Source organism: Marinomonas arctica (assembly GCF_003259225.1).
Taxonomy (GTDB): domain Bacteria; phylum Pseudomonadota; class Gammaproteobacteria; order Pseudomonadales; family Marinomonadaceae; genus Marinomonas; species Marinomonas arctica.
Genome location: NZ_QHJF01000017.1, coordinates 51,630 through 71,014 on the forward strand (window position 1 = coordinate 51,630; position 19,385 = coordinate 71,014).

Below are 19,385 nucleotides of genomic sequence, written 5' to 3' on the forward strand. Positions count from 1 at the left end.
ATAAAAAAAAACCCCGCCAAATAGCGAGGTTTTTCTTTTTTATCAATGGGTTAGAGGGAGATCACATCATCCCGCCCATGCCACCCATTCCGCCCATGCCACCCATATCAGGCATGCCAGCGTCGTCTTTCGGCAAATCAGCAATCATAGCTTCGGTTGTGATCATTAGACCAGCAACAGAGGCCGCTGCTTGAAGCGCAGAACGCGTTACTTTTGCTGGATCTAGGATACCCATTTCCAACATATCACCGTATTCACCAGTGGCTGCGTTGTAACCGTAGTTACCTTCACCTTGCTTCACTTTATCCACAACCACAGAAGCTTCATCGCCTGCGTTTGTTACGATTTGACGCATTGGCGCTTCCATCGCACGTAGTGCCAAAGCAATACCAACGTTTTGGTCTTCATTGTCACCAACAAGGCCAATCACTTTCGTCAACGCGCGAACCAAGGCAACACCACCACCCGCAACAACACCTTCCTCTACGGCGGCGCGTGTCGCGTGAAGCGCGTCATCTACACGTGCTTTCTTCTCTTTCATTGCCACTTCAGTTGCCGCACCAATTTTGATAACTGCAACACCACCAGCTAATTTAGCAACACGCTCTTGAAGCTTCTCTTTATCATAGTCAGAAGAAGAGTTCGCGATTTCTGCACGAATCTGATCAACACGACTGGTGATATTTGCAGCATTACCCGCACCATCAACAATCGTTGTACTTTCTTTGGTCAAAGTAACACGTTTAGCCGTACCAAGTTGTTCTAAAGTCGCAGTGTCAAGACTCAGACCGACTTCTTCAGAAATCACTGTCGCACCAGAAAGAACCGCAATGTCTTCAAGCATGGCTTTACGACGATCACCAAAACCAGGCGCTTTAGCCGCTGCAACTTTGACAATTCCGCGCATACTGTTCACAACCAAGGTTGCCAACGCTTCACCTTCAACGTCTTCTGCAATAATTAGCAAAGGACGAGACGCTTTAGCAACGCCTTCTAATACTGGAAGCAATTCACGGATATTAGTGATTTTCTTATCAACCAATAGAATGAATGGGTTTTCAAGCTCCGCACTCATGGTCTCTTGGTTATTGATAAAGTAAGGAGATAGGTAGCCGCGATCAAATTGCATACCTTCAACAACAGCCAGCTCATCATCAAAACCTGAGCCTTCTTCAACTGTAATAACACCTTCTTTACCAACGCGCTCCATGGCTTCTGCAATGATTTTACCAACAGAAGAATCAGAGTTAGCAGAAATCGTACCTACTTGTTCAATGGCACGAGTATCAGTACATGGCGTAGACAACGTAGCAAGCTCTTTAACAACCGCTGCTGCCGCCTTATCAATACCACGCTTAAGGTCCATTGGGTTACGGCCTGCTGCAACAGACTTCAAGCCTTCTGTTACAAGCGCTTGCGCCAATACCGTTGCCGTAGTCGTACCATCACCAGCCACATCATTGGCCTGAGATGCCACTTCTTTAACCATTTGTGCGCCCATGTTTTCGAACTTGTTTTCAAGTTCAATTTCTTTGGCGACAGTAACACCATCTTTAGTGACCAGCGGAGAACCAAAAGATTTCTCAATAACAACGTTACGGCCTTTTGGCCCTAAGGTTACTTTTACTGCATCCGCTAGAATATTTACACCTTTCAGCATTTGCTGACGAGCGCTATCACCAAATTTAACTTCTTTAGCTGCCATTTTTATTACCCTTAACTGTTTTAAGTGTTACAAATCGAATATGAACTACAAAACGAATTAGGCTTCAACAACGCCGTAGATTTCGTCTTCCTTCATGATAAGTAGCTCTTCACCATTGATTTTCACTGTTTGACCAGAGTATTGACCAAACAACACAGTGTCACCAACGCTAACAGCCAATGCTCGCACATCACCGTTAGATTGAATACGACCAGTGCCAACAGCCAAAACCTCGCCTTGTGTAGGCTTTTCTGTAGCAGATCCAGGCAATACGATACCAGACGCTGTTGTTGTCTCTTCTTCTTTACGGCGAACAACGACACGATCGTGCAAAGGACGAATATTCATTTATCATCTTCTCCAATTAAAACAATACCAGGACTCCCCTGGCTGGATAACCCTACCGCATACATAGTAGGAATCTTTAACAAGTGTCTATATACGGCTAGACAAACCGATTTCAACCCTATTAATAAATTATTTTTTATCTATTAACTCATTGTCATCTTTAGGTTCTTTTGAGTACTCACCATCAATCGTTTCACCTCGATGCTGAGCACTAGCATTACCGTATGGCGCCCATTTAGACCCCTTTTTCACCATGGATGCAACGAAATTCACCAACAAGCCAGCCGCGAACAACTTGCGCAATGGCGGTATTAACAACAAGCCACCGATAATATCGGTTACAAAACCTGGCATTAGCAAGCATAAGCCTGCAAAAATCAGCATAATACCTTCTGCCACTTCAGAGGCAGGAAGTTCACCACGACGCATTTTCTCTTGGGCTTTCAGTGACGTTTCTAAACCTTGCTTACGAATTAACGTCACACCTACAATAGCGGTTAAAAAAACCAAACCTACCGTTGCCAGCGCGCCAATTTGACTACCAACTTTTATCATTACTGATAGCTCAATGACGGGAATGAGTATGAAAAGCAAAAGTGCAAATCTCATATTTACCTTCTTTGTTATAAAGTGTAGCTATTTATTTAAGGGCTAAATGTGACAAATCAAGCAATGACACACTTTAAATCCCAAGTGTTTCTCATTTTAAACGAGCTACCATCCGGTGAATGCATTGGCTATGGGGAGCTGGCAAAGCAAGCCGGCTTCCCAGGCTATGCTCGACAAGTTGGGCATCTCATGAAAAACCTTCCCAAAGACAGCAAATTACCTTGGCATAGAGTGGTTAACTCACAACGCAAAATCAGCTTTGCTGAAAATACAGACGCTTACTGGCAGCAGAGACACAAGTTGGAAAGTGAGGGCTGGATCATTGTGGGAAATAAATTAACCCTCAATGAATTTGATCAAAAAGAAGAGCGTTGACAGTAAAAATGCAACGCTCTGTATTAGATCAATCTCTAAAATTCGTAAATTGAACAGGCTGCGCTAAGTCAGCATTGCGCAACAATGCCATGACTTCCTGAAGATCGTCACGCTTTTTACCCGTAACACGGAGCTGATCCCCTTGTATCTGCGCTTGCACCTTCGCCTTACTGTCTTTGATCATTTTAACAATTCTTTTCGCCTCATCAGACTCGAGACCTTCTTTCATTTTGATCGCCTGAGACGCGCGCATATTTCCCTTTACAACGTCTTCTTTTTCTAAACTCTTTAAATCAATTCCACGCCCAACCAGTTTTTGATTTAGAATATCAGACATCTGGCGAAGTTGAGGCTCTGCTTCTGCTTCCATCACAACACTGGTTTTGTCTTTAATTTCGTAGTGCGCTTTCACGCCTTTAAAGTCATAACGAGTGGTAATTTCTCTGTTAGCCTGATCGACTGCGTTGCTGACCTCGTGCCAGTTCAGCTCAGATACTACGTCAAATGATGGCATTTTCTGCTCCTTTGCATTTTCAATAATGTATTTTGGGGCGATAATAACAGGGATTGAAATAAAACACCTAATGGAAACCTATTATGAAGAACACGCCTTGGTTGGTTATCGGCGCTGGTGCTATCGGTCTTTTTTGGGCTTGCAAGCTAGAAAAACTCGGTAATAAAGTCCATCTAGTATATCGATCTGAAAGTCCCGGTAAAAAAATTACCTTGGAATCGCTCACCGATGAAGACGGTCAACAGCAAGTCAGTGTCTCAAAGCATAAAATCAAAAGCCTCACAGCTCATGAGCTCACAGATCAATACGACAAAGTCCTCATCTGCACAAAATCTTTTGACCTAAAGAACGCGTTCTCTCAAGTCTCCGCATACATTACACCCGACGCAGACATAGCCTGCTTATGCAATGGCATAGGCGCTCAAGAAGAGTTGCAACACATTCTACTAGACACTCAGACGCTCTGGGCAGGCATAACCAGTGAAGGCGTTTTAAAAGTAGAAGCCGATCACATCAAACATACCGGCTTAGGTGACACGTATTTTGGTGAATGGCAACCCTCAAACCCTGCAAAGACCTTCCCAATTGAAGACCTGACAGTAACAAACATTCGCCAACGAATGATAGAAAAACTAGCAGTCAACGCAGTGATCAATCCGATTACCGCGATATTTAACATACACAATGGTGACCTTTTAAATGATGAGTTCAAGCCATTAATGAGCGCCACCCTATCCGAACTGGCCAGCGTTTTTGCTCATCCTAAATTCAGCTACGCTCAAGAAAGCCAACATTTAACCTCGGACAATTTGAAAAACAGAGTCAATACAATTGCCCAACTGACCCGCCTAAATCGCTCATCAATGCATGAAGATGTCAGGCTACAACGACAAACCGAAAACAGCTTTATCTCTGGCTTTCTTCTTGATAACAGCCCAATTGATCTTCCGGTACAACGCTTGCTGTTTGAAGGCGTTGCCTTTGCAGAACAGCGTGAAGAGGTGAAAAAAAAGCTGCTGAGCATTGCTTAGCAGCTTTTCGTTATAAAACGTGCGTTAAATCTTAGTGATTTTCTCTTTGGTTAAGAGAATTTTTTTCTCTTTATAAAGAGCACCAAGCGCTTTTTTATACGTCGCTTTACTGACTTTAAAAACCGCATAAATGGCTTCTGGAGAGGCCTTATCTGTCAAAGGCGACTCTCCACCCTGCGCGTCCAAATAATCCAAAATATCATCCAAAATATTGCGTACTTTCTTGTAGCCAACTTCCTGTAAACTCAAGTCGATTTTACCATCTTCACGCAATTGCTTAATAAAACCAGTGGTTTTTTCACCTTTTCGCAGCTGTCTAAACGCATCTTCAAAAAACAGCACGCCCCAAAAGCGATTATCAATAACACACTTAAAACCGATATTTGTTTTGTCGCCAATGATAATAGACACTTTATCGCCCACTCGATAAGGCGCCGCCTCACGGTTGAGTAAAGCATCTACTTTTGTTGTTGCCACAATTCGGTTAGTGATATTGTCCAAATAAATAAAGAGCAGATGCGTCTCGCCTTCTTCAACCCGAGTTTTCTGTTGGCTAAAAGGCACCAGCAAGTCTTTTGGTAGCCCCCAGTCAAAAAATGCGCCGACTTGGTTGACCGCTATCGCGGTCAACGCCGCAAATTCCCCTACCTGTGCTTTAGGAAAATCCGTCGTCGCAATTAACTTGTCATCGGAATCTAGATAGACGAACACGTCCACGTCGTCATCAATCGTCGCACCTTTTGGCACATAACGTTTAGGCAGTAAAATTTCACCTAATTGATCGGCGTCTAAATACACCCCAAAATCTTTCTCTTTCACTATTCTTAATGTATTTAAACGCCCAATTTGTGTGGCCATGAGTTCTCCGGCAAGCAATTTTTTTCGCACTATACGCACTTCATTCATAAGCGCAATACAGATCATTTTAAATCTCGAATCAGTCGTTATCTACTTTCATACAAGTTGTAAATATATCGTCTAACTTAGACTTCCCAATCTCGTCCATTTTTTCAATATTGTGATTTGGTATTTCAGAAGTGTCGCCAAAAAACTCAATCGCTTTATCAACACTGGCCTCCCTCAACAAGTGCAACATAGGGTAAGGTGAACGGTTGGTATAATTCGAGACATCATCCGGTTCAGCACCAGAAAAACAATAATCAGGATGAAACGTCGCTAATTGATAAACGCCTTCACAACCTTGATCAAACATGAGATTTTCTGCCGTTTCCACAAAGTCCAAATAACGATGAAAGTCTTTAAAAAGAGTCGGAAAAATCAACAGCGTCGTCTCTGTCTCTGGGTGCTCGTCTAACCACTGCACCTCAGCCATCAACTCCTCTAAAGCCACATCCATCTTCTTTGAACGCAACACCATGCAACGAACACTTTGCCTTTCCACTTCGCGCTTTGCAAAGGGGCAAACATTTAACGCCACAATAAAGTCTTTTACCCACTTCATTGTTTGAGCAGTGACCAACTCATCAGATAACAACATAACCAGTCTTCTTATCAATATTTGTTTGTATTTTAGAACAAACCACACAAAGGGTCTAACTTATCCAACAGACCTTTTGAGGTTTCGATTTCGAAACCTCAAAAAACAAGGTATCATGGCAAACAATACAGTCCATTATAGTGGCTATAGGCCCATATTTAGTATGATAACCATAATCAATTTATGAAATTCATAGGTGGTCTTGCCATTTATCCCGCTACAGAGAGTTTACATGTCATTTGCTGAATTAGATTTGGATCCCACCATCGAACAAGCCATTAGTGATCTCGGCTTCGAAACCCCAACAGAAATACAAGAGCAAGCCATTCCAATCGCCCTAGATGGCTCTGACCTTCTTGCCACTGCACCAACAGGCACAGGCAAAACCATCGCCTTCTGCGCACCAGCTATTCAGCATATTCTTGACCGTGATGAACAATCCACCACAGCACCAAAGGTACTGATATTGGCCCCAAGCCGAGAGCTTGCACGTCAAATTTTTAATGTGGTTGAACAACTAACCAAGCACACACGCATCCAGTCACACCTGATTATTGGTGGCACACCCTACGGCATGCAACAACAACAATTAAGCGAACCATGCGACATCCTTGTGGCCACACCAGGTCGATTGGTCGAGTTGGATGAAAAACGCTGGCTCGATCTCACCGATGTGACTTACTTTGTTATCGACGAAGCTGACCGCATGCTAGACATGGGGTTTGTTAGCGCTATCAATCATATTGCCAAAGAATTACCACAAGAACACCAAACGCTGATGTTTTCCGCCACATTAGAAGGCGAAAAAATGGGGCGTTTTGCCAGCGCATTGCTAAACAGCGAAACACAACAAATTCGCCTAGGTGAGTCATCTCGCACTGTTCCTAGCCAAATTCGTCAAATCGCTTATCGTGTAGACAGTGAAGAACACAAAGAGGCTGTATTAAAACACCTACTCACTCAGGAGCGAGTTCAACAAGCCGTATTGTTTGTTTCGAACCGTGAGCATGTCGATGTTTGGGTACAGCGTGTTCGTAATATGGGCTTAATGTGTGACGGCCTGCACGGCGAAATGAAACAAGGCGACCGCAGCGAACATATGAAACAAATGAAACGCGGACGCTTACAAGTATTAGTCGCAACCGACGTTGCCTCACGCGGTATCGACCTGCCGGAAATAAATACCGTGATTAACCTTCGTTTACCACGTAAGGCGGACTCTTACATTCATCGAGCTGGGCGCGCGTCAAGAGAAGGCGCACCGGGCGATTGCATTTCGTTAATCGACATTAACGATCTGCCTATGATCGAAAAAATTCAACGCTTTATGCAAGCCAACATCAAGTTTGGTCGCATTGAAGGCCTAGAACCGAAGACCAAAGCACGCTCACCAAGCAGCAAGAAGAAAAAGAAAAAACCAGCACCAAGTAAAAAATAAGGCTGGTTAAGCACTATAGAAACAAAAAAAGGCACCGTTGGCGCCTTTTTTTATGGGTAATGTAGCGTTCAATATTTCACTACCTACTCGGGATCAAACTTCAATGTATGCAATTTTCGCTTAGCTTTGGTTTCCAGATAAGATCGATTGTGTTGATTAACATGCACTTTCGTCGGCACAAGTTCAACAACGTCAATGCCATGCTCTATTAGTTGCTGCGCTTTATCCGGGTTATTCGTTAATAAACGTACTTTTGCGACACCAAGTGCTTGCAGCATTTCTGCCGCAATACCAAAATCGCGCCCATCATCAGGCAAATGCAACATTTCATTGGCTTGATACGTATCATAACCTTGATCTTGCAAAGCATAGGCTTCAAGTTTTGCGTACAAACCAATACCACGGCCCTCTTGACGCAAATAAAGAATATAGCCACCTTCCTCATTAATGCGGTCAATCGCTTCGTCTAACTGCTCACCGCAATCACAACGGCCGGACCCGAAAACATCGCCCGTCAGACACTCGGAATGAAGACGTACTAATGGCACACTGGCGTTGGTTTGCTTTTGCTTTCCTTCAAAAAATATCCCTATATGCTCCTTGCCTGAATCATCTCCATCAAAAGAAATGAATTCGGCCATCACGTCGCCCGCCCTGACGGGGATAATTACTCGACGCTTGATTGTCAAATTACTCATAATGTTTCTCTACTAGGGACTTATTTTTTACTTTCACAAGTATATCGCCCATTTATTTGGTCAAAAGCTGAAATATCAATGCTAAATAAGGAAATAGCACCTTAAATCAAATGGTCCAAAGGCAAAGATGTGCTCTCTTTTACACTACGCAGTAAAAAACTCGACTGCACACCAGTGACACCAGGAATACGGGTAAGCTTACCCAACAAAAAATCGTGGTACTTCTCCATGTCTTCTACCACGACTTCTAATAAATAATCGCAGTTTTGCCCTGTCACCAGATTACAGTTTCTTACCTCGGGAAAACTGTCTACCTGTTCTTCAAACACATTAAAACGATCCGGTGTATGTCGATCCATACTGATCTGAATAAACGCGGTGAGTTTTAAACCTAAGCTTAATCGTTTTAACAACGTCACCTTTCGATCTATGATACCACTTTCTTCTAATGCCTTTACACGCCGCAGACAAGGTGAAGCAGATAACCCTACGCGATCTGCCAACTCTTGGTTGGTTAAGCTAGAATCTTGCTGTAACTCTCGCAAAATACTCAAATCAATTTTATCGAACCCCATCAATCACCCCAAAAGCTCTAAAATACAAACGTATTGCGCAATATAATGCCATTATATTTGTTTTTTCTATAAAAAACGCAATCTTTTACTCAATAAAATTCGTTATGATAGAAACCAGAGAAAGTCACTTAACCAAGTGAATGCAATAACCACTAGAGCTTACCAGCTCCAATACAGAAAGAAGGGAAAGATCATGACATCTTTTGACCATACAGCTTTTGACCATAGAAAATACACGCCATTCAAGCCTGTTGCTATTGAAAACCGCACCTGGCCTGACAAAACAATCACTAAAGCGCCGATTTGGTCTAGTGTAGACTTACGCGATGGCAACCAAGCATTGGTTGAACCTATGACGGTGGAACAAAAGAAACAATTTTTTGCCCTTCTAGTGGACGTGGGATTTAAAGAAATCGAAGTGGGTTTCCCTGCCGCTTCTCAATTGGATTTTGACTTTGTTCGCTGGTTGATTGAAGAAGACCAAGTACCAGATGACGTGTATATCCAAGTATTGACTCAAGCGCGCCCTGAATTGATTGCTCGCACTTATGAGTCACTAAAAGGGGCCAAAAAAGCCATCGTGCACGTCTACAACTCAACCTCAACGACGCAACGTGAACAAGTATTCCGTATGGACATGGATGGCATCAAGCAAATCGCTGTCAACGGCGCAAAATGCGTAAAAGAACATGCAGAGAAACACCCAGAAACAGAATGGGTGTTCCAGTATTCTCCTGAAAGTTTTACGGGCACAGAAATCGATTACGCGATTGAAGTGGTCGATGCGGTTGCCGACGTGTGGCAACCTACACCAGACAATAAAATCATCATTAATTTGCCCGCTACCGTTGAAGTATCAACACCAAACCGTTATGCGGATCAAATTGAATATTTTTGTCGCCACGTGAAAAATCGCGACTGTATGTTTATTAGCTTGCATACACACAATGACCGCGGCTGTGGCGTCGCGGCAGCAGAATTAGGCATTATGGCTGGCGCAGACCGTATTGAAGGCACCTTGCTTGGCAACGGTGAGCGCACAGGCAACATGGACGTCGTCACTATGGCGATGAACATGTACAGCCAAGGAATTGATCCAGAGTTGGCGTTAGGCGATATGGACCGCATCATAAGTGTGGTTCAAGCCTGCACCTTGCTACAAGTTCACCCACGTCATCCATACGCAGGCGAATTGGTGTTTACCGCTTTCTCTGGCTCTCATCAAGACGCCATTAAGAAGTGTTTGGCAAACCAAACCGATGACAAACCTTGGGATGTGGCGTATTTGCCCATTGACCCTCGTGATGTGGGCCGTAGCTACCAAGAAGTTATTCGCGTCAACAGCCAATCAGGCAAAGGCGGTGTGGCTTATACTCTTGAGCAAGAATACGGCTTGGCTTTGCCGCGCTGGTTGCAAGTTGAATTCAGCCCTGTAGTCCAACGCTTTGCTGAAAAAGATGGTGGGGTTGTCGATGCAGAGTCCATGAAAAACTTGTTTGAGACAAGCTTTATGACAGGCAACGCACCTTATAAATTGGGCAAATACGATCTTACTAAGGACGATGTGGACACAGTCAACGCTGAATTGATTAGCACTAGCACAAAAGTGAAAATCACGGGGAATGGCAATGGTGCGTTGTCTGCTTTTAGTGAAGCATTAGGCAAGCACTTCAACATGCGAGTGGACATTATTCAATATCAAGAGCACGCATTGACCGTTGGTAGTGACTCGCAAGCCATTGCCTATGTTCAAGCCAACATTGAAGGTGATCGTTTCAACGGTGTCGCCATTGATAACGACATTGTTTCGGCCTCCATTCAGGCACTATTGGCCACAGTGAACCAAAAAGTTGCTCAAAACCAAAACGTTGCTGTCGCTTAATATCGCACAACGGTTTAACAGTTAACTAAAAAAAACCGAAAATCCTTGAGATTTTCGGTTTTTTTATCACTCGCTCTATTCAGCAAAAAAGATTAAGGCAATAATTTATCCACCAAAACACAATCCCCAGTCTCGTTTCTATTCGCCTTCACTCTGTCTAGAATTTTTTGTGCAACGTCTTTTTGGCGTTGACTGACGTACTTAGAGTCCACGGTTTTCTGCACATTACTCAAATACGCGTCTAGCTTAGGCGTACAATAATCGTCAAATGCCAAAGCATTACTAGACGTGGCAATAGTAACGGCACTAACAAAAGCGACAGAGAACAAGGTTTTTGGTGACATAATATTTCCTAATAAAGATGTGCATTTAGCAAAAATTAGACCACAGGCCGTCCGATAATTAAACAGAAAGCAGCATTTGTGCTGTGCTTTTGCATATTTAGACAATCCAACAAGTAGGCAGATTTTTCACCACCTACTTATTTGAGAAACAACATTGCCCTCTATAGGGTAATGACTGTATCACAAGTTTTGCGGACCAAATCAGGATCGTGACTCACCATAAGGACAGCGCACCCTGTTTCCCGCGCCAACTCTACCAGCAAATTTGTGACATCCTTAGCCGTGATTGGATCTAAGCGCGACGTCGGTTCATCCGCAAATAAAAACACAGGATCCAAAAGCAAAGCTCGCAAAATGGCAAAGCGCTGCAACTCGCCTCCAGAAACATCAAGACAGGTACGCTGCAAAATGCTTTCCGGCAGATTCAAGCGAGTCATCAAAGGCACAATTCGTTCTTGTGCTATGTTATGCAAATCTACCAGATCCTTTAATAAGGTGCCTAATGACACACTTGATGTAAACGCGGACGGAGGATCTTGATATAACTTTAACCATTGATAGGGCTTCGCCGTATGATTTGATCGAGTCACTAATCCTGCCGACACGGGCAAAAGTCCTAGCAACGCATCCCCTAGAGATGACTTACCACAACCACTGTCACCCACGACACCAACCACTTCGCCTTTGTTAATTGAAAAAGACACGTTCTCAAACAAAGTTCGCCCGCCTCGCTCAATAGCAAGATTCTCTGCCACCAGCACCGTTTCTGTCGTTTTATTCGCCAAAGCGACGCTAACATCTGGCCACGACTTTGGCTCCGCTGCAATCAATTCCCGAGTGTAATGATTCTGTGGATTAGTCAGCACATCTAGGGCATCGCCCTGCTCTACTAATCGCCCTTGTTTCATCACTAACAGCGAACCACCTAGCTGACGAGCAATCGCCACATCGTGGGTAATAGTCAACAAACTGCCCTCTATCGAACGCGATTGCAGTAAGCGCACGATACCGTCGCGACGAGAAACGTCCAAACCTTTGGTTGGTTCATCCGCCAAAATCACATGAGCACCGCCCGCCGTCGCGGCCGAGATAGCCAAACGCTGAGCCATCCCACCTGACAATTGGCCTGGCCGTTTGTGCGCGCTATCAGCCAAACCAACATCAAGAAGATCTTGCTGTGCAGAAGCTTGCGCGTCATTCTGACTCTTGCCTTGCACATGCTGATATACCTCAGCCACCTGATTGATACCCTTCATCAACGGATCCAAAGCATGCCAAGGCTCTTGGGGTAACATCACCAAATCCCGCCCCCACAAGGCCTGCCGTTGTTCGAGAGTCAAGGCTTTACCAAATACCTCAATGTCACCTTGAAAAGATAAAGTGTCAGGTAATAACCCCATAATAGCTTGGGCTAGCAGGCTTTTACCCGACCCAGTCTGCCCAAGAATTGTCAAAGGTTGGCCTTGTTTTAGCTCCAATGAAATCGGCTCCAGCAAACAAGTATCACCAACAAACACCGCCACATTGGTTAATTTAAGCAATACACTCATACTCGTTTCCCTGCCAACAAATGAAATCCAAACACCATTAAGGCAATGACAACCAAAGGTTGAGCCAATAACCAAGGGGCATCACTATAAAATGGAAACAGTTCCACTGTCATCAAGCCTAACTCAGCGAGCGGAGGTTGAATGCCCACATACACAAAGCCCAACGACGCCATGGTTAAAATTGCATTGGCGCCACCAAACGCCGCCAAAGTAAAAACAGAAGGCACAATGGCCGGCCAAATGTGGCGTTTAAACTGATACCAATGACCAAAACCCATCATCTGAGAAGACTGCCTGGCTGGACTATGAATGACATTCTGCGTGATAGCGCGAACCACACGAAAATACTCCACCCATTGCACCAGTGAAATCGCCAAATACAAGATCCAAAACGACCCAGGCACAATAGCGGCGAATAAAAGTACGACGACCAGTCCAGGTAATGCCAGTAAAATATTCACCATAACCCCTAAGATATGATCGACCTTTTTACCACCCCACACAGCCCAAACACCCAACGCCGTTCCTAGCAAGGAAGACGTCACCACACACAACACACCCAAGGCAAACGACAAACCCACCGCGTGCGCCATACGCGTCAACATACTGCGCCCAAAGTGATCCGTGCCAAGCCAATGAACCGCCGAAGGAGAATCTAACACGGCATTCAAATCCTGCTGAGAAATACTAAAGGGGGAAAACATCATTCCCAGCACGGCAAAAATCAGCAAACTTAACAACACACCCAAACCAACCCACTGAGATCCTGTCATTGTGAATTTCATGCTTCTCTCACTCCTCTTGGATCGATCCATAAACACAGCATGTCCACCAAGGTATTCAAAGCAACAAACAAGACTCCCATCACCAGCGCCGCCCCCTGAATAACAGGAATATCACGGGCAAAAATCGCGTGAGCCAAACCATGACCAATACCCGGCCAAGAAAACAAAGACTCAATCATCACAATCCCTTCAATCATACTCACCAACTGAATACCGAAAAACGCCACCACCGGCACAGCAATATTGCGCACCCCGTGCCGTCTAAAAGTCTGCCATGCGGATAAGCCCTTCACCTTGGAAAATTGGTAAAAAGCCGCTTGGAAGGTATGTTTGGCCGAGTCTCTGACCACTCTGTTCGAGACAGCCGCCAAACTCAGCGCCAGTGTCAATGCAGGCAAAACCAAATGCGCAGGGGTACCAAAACCAGCCACGGGAAACCAATTCCAATGCAAAGCAAACAACAAGATAAACAACACTCCCAATACAAACACTGGCATTGCTCTTATCATGCTCGATAAGCCCATGAAAATAGAATCCAATGGATTACCTCGCCATGCACAAAATAACCCCACTGGCACGGCGATCAATATCGACACCAACAAACCAGCCAAAGCCAACAGCAAAGAGTGCCCTAACATATGCTGAATCGCATCTATGACCGGTAAACCACTCACCAAAGAATGACCTAAATTAAACTGCAATAAGTCTAATAACCAGTGCCAATACGCCGCAAAAGCACCTTGGTCTAAATTCAACTCCTGACGAACTAAAGCCGCGGCTTCTGAGTTCACATTGTCTTGACCATAACGACTCGCGGCGATGCGATAGGCCATGTCACCAGGTAGAGAGCGCATTAGAATGAAGGTTAAGGTGCCGACACCCCAAACCACCGTCACTAACTGCAACACTCTTTTTAACAGCATTGCCTTCATGGTTTAACAAACTCCATTTCGTTCAAGAAAAAGCTGCGCTCAAAAGGATCGAATCGAAACCCCTTCACTCGCTTATTCACGGAAGTTTGCTGCACATAAAACGTCACTGGAATCATCGGACGTTCGTTATAAATTAACTGCGCACTACGCTGGGCTATTTCCCGGTATTGTTTAGGATCTGAGGTGTGCTCAAGAGACAGTAGAAGCTGACTCAATTCCGCATTATTCCAATTCATAGCCCCCCAATCTCCGCCACCATTAGAACCAAAATCCGATAACATGACCCCTAATGGATCGGCAATAAAACCGTAGTTGCGAGCAATCAAGGCCACTTCTAATGAGCCATCTTGATGCCCCATTGGAATGGCACTGGAATTGGTCACCTCAACCTTTGTTGTAATACCAATAGCTTGCCATTGAGCTTGGATGGCTGTAGCGACTGTTGTTAGCTCTGGTCGATCGGCGTAGGTTATCAGTGTCAGTTCAAACCGTTTTCCATCACGCTCAAGTTGGCCTTTGGCATTCTTCTTCCAACCTAACGATGCCAACAAATCTTCTGCACTCACTTCTTGCGCACCACGACGCACAGACATACCATCAAGATGCCAATTAGACAGTGAAGCAGGCATCAACTGTTCGGCCTCAGCATTGGGCGTACGCAAAATACCATTCGCAATGCCTTGGCGATTAATAGCGAGGCTCAACGCTTGGCGAGCACTCACCTCTTTTAAGAAAGGATGACCACTGTTCACTTTTAAAACGATAGTACGCGGAATCGCATTGGAATATAAATCCAAACTAGGCAAACGTTTTAAGGAAGGCAGACTGGCAGGATCTAAACCAAACACAATATCCACTTGACCACTGCGCGCTTGTAATACGCGGCTTTCCGTACGATGCCCCGTTAAATAACTGGCGTAGGGGATACTGGCTTTTTTCCCCCAATAACCATCAAATTTTTCTACGACTAATTTATGTGGCGGTGCGAACTGATAGAGCTGATAAGGCCCTGTCGCAGACAAAGCGAGCACTTCGCCGTCTTTTCCATAAGCGGCCGGAGACAAAATACCATTGGCATAATTTGCCAACACGGCCCCTAGCAAGGTGTAAGGTCGAGACAAGTGAATCACGACCATATTTCTATCTAATGCTTGAATACTTTCAATGGGAGCGTTACGTAATGCACCATGTTTGGCTTGCGCAAGAGAAAGACTGTTGACTACGGAATCCGCATCCATTGAGGCACCATCATGAAAACGCACCCCCTCACGCAAATGAAAAGACCAGCTTTTTGCATCCTCACTGACTTCCCAACGTTCAGCCAAGGCTGGCATTAATAAGCCACTATCATCCACATCAAGCAATGTTTCCAAAACTTGCATCCGACTGTATACAAAGCCATTTTTAGAAGGATCTAAACTGGTAAATTCAAACGCAGCACTGATTGACAAGGTATTCGACTGAGTTGGTTGAGCAAAAGCCGCCGTACCGGATAAAGCACCGATAACCAACACGCCAGAGATTATTCGCTTCAAAGAAGGCATTACTATCATATCCATATTATCCACAAAGAAATAAAAAGTTATGATATAACATATTAAAGGAGTCTGACAATCATTTGAGAATAACATCTATTAAAAATAGTGTTCATCTAACTGATTGGTATAAATAGTTTTTCTTAGCAACAAATTTGAAAGCAAAAAAAGCCAGTTCAACATCAATTGAACTGGCTTTCTGTTTTGGCAAACAATTTTTCACCTACTCTTTATTGGAGCAAGCTACCGCATAGATTATTTAAATACGCGCTTTCTCACGCCTTCTAATCGTTGCAAAATAGCGTCTAGACGCTCCGGTTTCACCATGAATTCTTGGAAACCTTTCATGCCTTCTTGCGCCATACTTGGATCGGTATCACGGTCATAAAACTGAGCCGTACCAGACGCATTATTGAGCATTTCAACGCCTTTATTTAAGAAGAAGTCATCCGGTGCTTTGGCTTTAGCGTGAGGAGGAATTTGCAATAGTGCATCATTCACTAGAGTTTGATTATCGGCACGTGCCATAAACGTTAAGAATTTACGAGCGTCTTCTTTGTTGGCCGCTTTCGCTGGAATATGAATTGTATCCATTGGTGCATCTTCCGCCATACCAACAGCCGGGTCTATCTGTGGAAACTGGAAGAAACCCATCTTGCCATCAAGCTCTTTCGGAAAATTGGGCACAATAAAATTGCCAATGAGATACATAGCGGCTTTGCCGTTGTACATAAATGGCTGAGCCTCTTGCCAAGAATAGGAGGCATGGTTCTCTAAGAAGTAGCCCTTATCAATCAATACTTTCCAGTTCTCAAAGGTTTTGCGTACACGAGGATCCGTATAAGGAATCTTGCCATCCATCAGATCAATATGAAAATCCAAGCCATTGGTACGCAAGTTCATATAGTCAAACCAGCCAGCCGCTGTCCATAAATACTTCGTACCGATCGCAATAGGCGCAATATCATTTGCCTTAAGTGTTTCATTAACCGCTAGAAATTCTTCCCATGTTTTTGGTTCGGATAAACCTAGCTTGTCAAAAATATCCTTGCGGTAATAGATACCCCATTGATAATAAGTGTAAGGAATCCCCCACTGTTTATTATTGATGGTCATGGCAGGCGCAGCGGAAGCCATGTTTTTCTTTAATTCTTGTTGATCCCAAATATCGCTCACGTCTTCAAACAGACCGCGGTCAACAAATGCCTTCATACGATTACCAGCATACCAGAACACAATATCTGGGGGGGTCGTTGACAACCAGTTGCGAATAGCCGTTTTATAGCCTTCTTTATCGTACAAATTGTATTTGATGGTAATGTCAGGGTTTTCACTTTCAAATTTTTGAATAATTTCAGCGAACGCTTTTTTAGGTGCTGGGTCGGCTTGGTCGGAGTTAATCACCAAGGTTCCAGCATTGACCATAGAGACAGCACCTAATGCCATTGCCCCTACTAATAACGATTGAAATTTTTTCATTTAAACAAGCCCTCTTTTTCTTTTTATTAATTGGAACTGGGTTTCAGTATTAACCATGTTTGCTCATTTATCAACCACAAAAACCATTAAAAGAAACTCAGTTCCATTTTATTTTAGATTTTTTGCCAAATGGCAATACCAGCGGCGTCTATTGTCTTATGACCAACCACTAACTGCGCATTTTCAGGCGCATAAAACACAGAACTGGCGCCATAGTTAAAGACAAATATCACATTACCACGCTCTCGGACTCGTACGCCTTTGGGTAAATAATCCGTTGCTAAACCGGCCATTTCTGCCAATCTAGCCAAACTGGCTTTTAACACATTATTGTCAACACAAGACCCAAGGTAATAATGACGGCCTTCTCCCATTAATACGGGATTACCGCCGTCATCTTTTAACAAACAGGGCAGTTGCGTGTGTATTTGTTCGTGCCAATGCTTCAACTTCCCTGCCCCCCAACGACCAGAAACTGCTGGCTGAGTATGCTCAGGCAGCGCATCAACCCGCTCAACCGTCAGAGGCAAAAGACTAGCTAATGGACCCGGCGCAAGATTTTCTGGAATTTGGTAAGTTTCTGTTTTGCTGCCGGTTCTCGGCCCAGCCAGCAACACACCTTTGTAAGCATTCAGTCTTTCTTGCAGTTGCGGTGTAATATGCGCCTGTGCTGGAAGTACCAGTAGCTCATACATATCCAAAGATCCATCGCTTGGAATAATATCCACTGATAGACCAAGCTCACGCATGGCTTCATACACGCGATAACACCAGAATAAATATCGATAAGCACGCGATTGCGGTTGAATGTCTAATGACCAGCAAGCGTCATAATCAAACATCAAGGCCACTTTTCCAGCGCTCGGCAAAGACATCAATTCTTCTGCATCCAATCCAAGCGATTGAGCTAATTTTTTCACTTCACTCGCAACCAAAGTCGCTTCTTTTGCGGCTTCGGCCTCTTGTGCATCAGGGCGCAGCAAACCTGCGTGCATTTGCTCTTGACCAAATGGCGCCTGACGCCAGCGAAAATAAGACACTAACTCTGCGCCATGGGAAAACGCTTCCCATGTCCACAAGCGTACAGCACCATTGGCAGGAGTAGGATTATGTGGCGCCCAGTTCACGGGACCTGGCTGCTGCTCCATTATCCATAAGCGGCCTTTACCACAGCCTCGATACAAATCATGATGAAAAGCACCAAAATCGGGATGCCCAACGCGCATGTAATCGTGTTTCTCTTCTGCGGTATAAATCGCTTCTTGATCCAAAAAACCCAGCGGATAAGTGTCCCAACTAGCCACATCCAGATCTTGACCCACTTTGTGATGATCAAACGCCGTAAAGAATCCCATGTAGTTATGTACTAAATCACGGCCTGCAGAATGCGCACGCAAAATGTCCACTTGCAGCTTGTTGAAAGCCACCACTTGATCTGAGCAGCAACGCTGAAAGTCCAAACGATGGGATGGATTGGCTTCGGTCACGGTTAAGTTTGGCAATTCAATTTCATCAAAAGACCGATAATCCATGCTCCAAAACACATTGCCCCAGGCTTTATTCAAGGCGGCAACTGTTCCGTATTTCTCTGCCAACCAAAGACGAAACGCAGCAAGATCGGCGTCGGCATAGCTTAGTATGGTGTTATGGCAGCCATACTCGTTATCGGTTTGCCAAGACGCTACCGCCGGATGCTGACCGAAACGTTCCGCCATCAAAGTGACGATACGACGACATTCTTCACGGTACTCAAGGCTGGCAAAGGTATAATGGCGACGCGAACCAAAGTGACGTACTCGGCCCTGCTCGTCTTTCGCCAACATCGACGGATGACGATCAACCAACCACTTTGGTGGTGTCGCGGTAGGCGTGCCTAAAATGACTTTCAACCCATGAGCATGCAAAATATCCAAGGATTCATCCAACCACTCCCAATGCAGTTCACCGGGAGTTGGTTCGATTGTGCTCCAGCTGAACTCACCAATACGCACGTATTCAATACCGATACGTTGCATGTGTTTAGCGTCTTCAACCCAACGACTTTTTGGCCAATGTTCTGGGTAGTAACATACACCTAACTTCATATT

Annotated in this window: 19 protein-coding genes; 4 read left to right on the forward strand and 15 right to left on the reverse strand. The window is 44.5% G+C overall.

Going from position 1 to position 19,385, the window contains the following annotated elements; genetic code table 11:
• Nucleotides 1-61: 61 nt before the first annotated feature.
• From groL to DK187_RS11810, 3 genes are all read right to left on the reverse strand, one after another.
• A complete protein-coding gene (gene groL / locus DK187_RS11800; protein WP_111607549.1) occupies nucleotides 62-1,705 on the reverse strand; it encodes a chaperonin GroEL in 1,644 nt (547 codons plus the stop codon).
• Nucleotides 1,706-1,762: 57 nt separating this feature from the next.
• The gene (locus DK187_RS11805; RefSeq protein WP_111607550.1) at nucleotides 1,763-2,053 is read right to left on the reverse strand and encodes a co-chaperone GroES; all 291 of its coding nucleotides are present in this window, start codon (nucleotides 2,051-2,053) and stop codon (nucleotides 1,763-1,765) included.
• 129 nt (nucleotides 2,054-2,182) lie between these two features.
• The gene (locus tag DK187_RS11810; protein ID WP_111607551.1) at nucleotides 2,183-2,662 is read right to left on the reverse strand and encodes an FxsA family protein; all 480 of its coding nucleotides are present in this window, start codon (nucleotides 2,660-2,662) and stop codon (nucleotides 2,183-2,185) included.
• A gap of 48 nt (nucleotides 2,663-2,710) precedes the next feature.
• On the opposite strand from DK187_RS11810, the gene DK187_RS11815 reads away from it, so the two are divergent.
• A complete protein-coding gene (locus DK187_RS11815) occupies nucleotides 2,711-3,037 on the forward strand; it encodes an MGMT family protein (protein WP_223232365.1) in 327 nt (108 codons plus the stop codon).
• A 28-nt stretch (nucleotides 3,038-3,065) separates the two neighbouring features.
• On the opposite strand, the gene DK187_RS11820 is transcribed toward DK187_RS11815, so the two are convergent.
• Complete coding sequence (locus DK187_RS11820; protein ID WP_111607552.1) at nucleotides 3,066-3,551, reverse strand: YajQ family cyclic di-GMP-binding protein; 486 nt, start codon at nucleotides 3,549-3,551, stop codon at nucleotides 3,066-3,068.
• Between the two features lie 83 nt (nucleotides 3,552-3,634).
• Here DK187_RS11820 and DK187_RS11825 point away from each other — a divergent pair, with 83 nt between their 5' ends.
• Nucleotides 3,635-4,582 (forward strand): ketopantoate reductase family protein, encoded by a 948-nt coding sequence (locus DK187_RS11825; RefSeq protein ID WP_111607553.1) that lies wholly within the window; start codon nucleotides 3,635-3,637, stop codon nucleotides 4,580-4,582.
• Nucleotides 4,583-4,606: 24 nt separating this feature from the next.
• On the opposite strand, the gene DK187_RS11830 is transcribed toward DK187_RS11825, so the two are convergent.
• Together DK187_RS11830 and DK187_RS11835 are read right to left on the reverse strand one after the other, a co-directional pair.
• On the reverse strand, nucleotides 4,607-5,440 hold the full coding sequence (locus tag DK187_RS11830; protein ID WP_111607632.1) for a CvfB family protein: 834 nt from the start codon (nucleotides 5,438-5,440) through the stop codon (nucleotides 4,607-4,609).
• Nucleotides 5,441-5,519: 79 nt separating this feature from the next.
• Entirely contained in the window at nucleotides 5,520-6,080 is a 561-nt protein-coding gene (locus DK187_RS11835) for a DUF1415 domain-containing protein (protein WP_111607554.1), read from the reverse strand.
• Nucleotides 6,081-6,312: 232 nt separating this feature from the next.
• Here DK187_RS11835 and DK187_RS11840 point away from each other — a divergent pair, with 232 nt between their 5' ends.
• Nucleotides 6,313-7,518 carry a DEAD/DEAH box helicase gene (locus DK187_RS11840; protein WP_111607555.1) on the forward strand — a complete coding sequence of 402 codons (1,206 nt, stop codon included), beginning with the start codon at nucleotides 6,313-6,315 and terminating at the stop codon, nucleotides 7,516-7,518.
• 83 nt (nucleotides 7,519-7,601) lie between these two features.
• Here the strand turns inward: DK187_RS11840 and ribA are convergent, their stop codons facing one another.
• Both ribA and DK187_RS11850 read right to left on the reverse strand, forming a co-directional pair.
• Nucleotides 7,602-8,216: a GTP cyclohydrolase II gene (gene ribA, locus DK187_RS11845; RefSeq protein WP_111607556.1), complete on the reverse strand. Its 615-nt coding sequence runs from the start codon at nucleotides 8,214-8,216 to the stop codon at nucleotides 7,602-7,604.
• 101 nt (nucleotides 8,217-8,317) lie between these two features.
• Nucleotides 8,318-8,791, reverse strand: coding sequence for an Lrp/AsnC family transcriptional regulator (locus DK187_RS11850; protein ID WP_111607557.1), 474 nt, complete (start codon nucleotides 8,789-8,791; stop codon nucleotides 8,318-8,320).
• A 193-nt stretch (nucleotides 8,792-8,984) separates the two neighbouring features.
• On the opposite strand from DK187_RS11850, the gene leuA reads away from it, so the two are divergent.
• On the forward strand, nucleotides 8,985-10,673 hold the full coding sequence (leuA, locus tag DK187_RS11855; protein WP_111607558.1) for a 2-isopropylmalate synthase: 1,689 nt from the start codon (nucleotides 8,985-8,987) through the stop codon (nucleotides 10,671-10,673).
• A gap of 92 nt (nucleotides 10,674-10,765) precedes the next feature.
• Here leuA and DK187_RS11860 read toward each other — a convergent pair whose 3' ends face one another.
• From DK187_RS11860 to DK187_RS11890, 7 genes are all read right to left on the reverse strand, one after another.
• Complete coding sequence (locus DK187_RS11860) at nucleotides 10,766-11,017, reverse strand: hypothetical protein (protein ID WP_111607559.1); 252 nt, start codon at nucleotides 11,015-11,017, stop codon at nucleotides 10,766-10,768.
• Nucleotides 11,018-11,178: 161 nt separating this feature from the next.
• Complete coding sequence (locus tag DK187_RS11865) at nucleotides 11,179-12,567, reverse strand: ABC transporter ATP-binding protein (protein ID WP_111607560.1); 1,389 nt, start codon at nucleotides 12,565-12,567, stop codon at nucleotides 11,179-11,181.
• A complete protein-coding gene (locus tag DK187_RS11870) occupies nucleotides 12,564-13,352 on the reverse strand; it encodes an ABC transporter permease (RefSeq protein WP_111607561.1) in 789 nt (262 codons plus the stop codon). The genes DK187_RS11865 and DK187_RS11870 overlap by 4 nt, the downstream gene beginning before the upstream one ends.
• On the reverse strand, nucleotides 13,349-14,284 hold the full coding sequence (locus tag DK187_RS11875; protein WP_111607562.1) for an ABC transporter permease: 936 nt from the start codon (nucleotides 14,282-14,284) through the stop codon (nucleotides 13,349-13,351). The genes DK187_RS11870 and DK187_RS11875 overlap by 4 nt, the downstream gene beginning before the upstream one ends.
• Complete coding sequence (locus DK187_RS11880; RefSeq protein WP_223232364.1) at nucleotides 14,281-15,843, reverse strand: ABC transporter substrate-binding protein; 1,563 nt, start codon at nucleotides 15,841-15,843, stop codon at nucleotides 14,281-14,283. Before DK187_RS11880 ends, DK187_RS11875 begins: the two co-directional genes overlap by 4 nt.
• A 231-nt stretch (nucleotides 15,844-16,074) precedes the next feature.
• Nucleotides 16,075-17,298, reverse strand: coding sequence for an ABC transporter substrate-binding protein (locus tag DK187_RS11885; RefSeq protein WP_111607564.1), 1,224 nt, complete (start codon nucleotides 17,296-17,298; stop codon nucleotides 16,075-16,077).
• 113 nt (nucleotides 17,299-17,411) lie between these two features.
• A complete protein-coding gene (locus DK187_RS11890; RefSeq protein ID WP_111607565.1) occupies nucleotides 17,412-19,382 on the reverse strand; it encodes a beta-galactosidase in 1,971 nt (656 codons plus the stop codon).
• Nucleotides 19,383-19,385 lie beyond the last annotated feature (3 nt).

Excerpts from the sequence above, each read along its gene's own strand:
- DK187_RS11830 (WP_111607632.1), bottom strand. The coding sequence starts at position 5,440 with ATGGCCACACAAATTGGGCGTTTAAATACATTAAGAATAGTGAAAGAG.
- DK187_RS11875 (WP_111607562.1), bottom strand. The coding sequence starts at position 14,284 with ATGAAGGCAATGCTGTTAAAAAGAGTGTTGCAGTTAGTGACGGTGGTT.
- DK187_RS11850 (WP_111607557.1), bottom strand. The coding sequence starts at position 8,791 with ATGGGGTTCGATAAAATTGATTTGAGTATTTTGCGAGAGTTACAGCAA.
- DK187_RS11870 (WP_111607561.1), bottom strand. The coding sequence starts at position 13,352 with ATGAAATTCACAATGACAGGATCTCAGTGGGTTGGTTTGGGTGTGTTG.
- DK187_RS11805 (WP_111607550.1), bottom strand. The coding sequence starts at position 2,053 with ATGAATATTCGTCCTTTGCACGATCGTGTCGTTGTTCGCCGTAAAGAA.
- DK187_RS11810 (WP_111607551.1), bottom strand. The coding sequence starts at position 2,662 with ATGAGATTTGCACTTTTGCTTTTCATACTCATTCCCGTCATTGAGCTA.
- DK187_RS11840 (WP_111607555.1), top strand. The coding sequence starts at position 6,313 with ATGTCATTTGCTGAATTAGATTTGGATCCCACCATCGAACAAGCCATT.
- DK187_RS11825 (WP_111607553.1), top strand. The coding sequence starts at position 3,635 with ATGAAGAACACGCCTTGGTTGGTTATCGGCGCTGGTGCTATCGGTCTT.
- groL (WP_111607549.1), bottom strand. The coding sequence starts at position 1,705 with ATGGCAGCTAAAGAAGTTAAATTTGGTGATAGCGCTCGTCAGCAAATG.
- DK187_RS11820 (WP_111607552.1), bottom strand. The coding sequence starts at position 3,551 with ATGCCATCATTTGACGTAGTATCTGAGCTGAACTGGCACGAGGTCAGC.
- DK187_RS11880 (WP_223232364.1), bottom strand. The coding sequence starts at position 15,843 with ATGGATATGATAGTAATGCCTTCTTTGAAGCGAATAATCTCTGGCGTG.
- DK187_RS11885 (WP_111607564.1), bottom strand. The coding sequence starts at position 17,298 with ATGAAAAAATTTCAATCGTTATTAGTAGGGGCAATGGCATTAGGTGCT.
- DK187_RS11860 (WP_111607559.1), bottom strand. The coding sequence starts at position 11,017 with ATGTCACCAAAAACCTTGTTCTCTGTCGCTTTTGTTAGTGCCGTTACT.
- ribA (WP_111607556.1), bottom strand. The coding sequence starts at position 8,216 with ATGAGTAATTTGACAATCAAGCGTCGAGTAATTATCCCCGTCAGGGCG.
- DK187_RS11890 (WP_111607565.1), bottom strand. The coding sequence starts at position 19,382 with ATGAAGTTAGGTGTATGTTACTACCCAGAACATTGGCCAAAAAGTCGT.
- leuA (WP_111607558.1), top strand. The coding sequence starts at position 8,985 with ATGACATCTTTTGACCATACAGCTTTTGACCATAGAAAATACACGCCA.
- DK187_RS11835 (WP_111607554.1), bottom strand. The coding sequence starts at position 6,080 with ATGTTGTTATCTGATGAGTTGGTCACTGCTCAAACAATGAAGTGGGTA.
- DK187_RS11865 (WP_111607560.1), bottom strand. The coding sequence starts at position 12,567 with ATGAGTGTATTGCTTAAATTAACCAATGTGGCGGTGTTTGTTGGTGAT.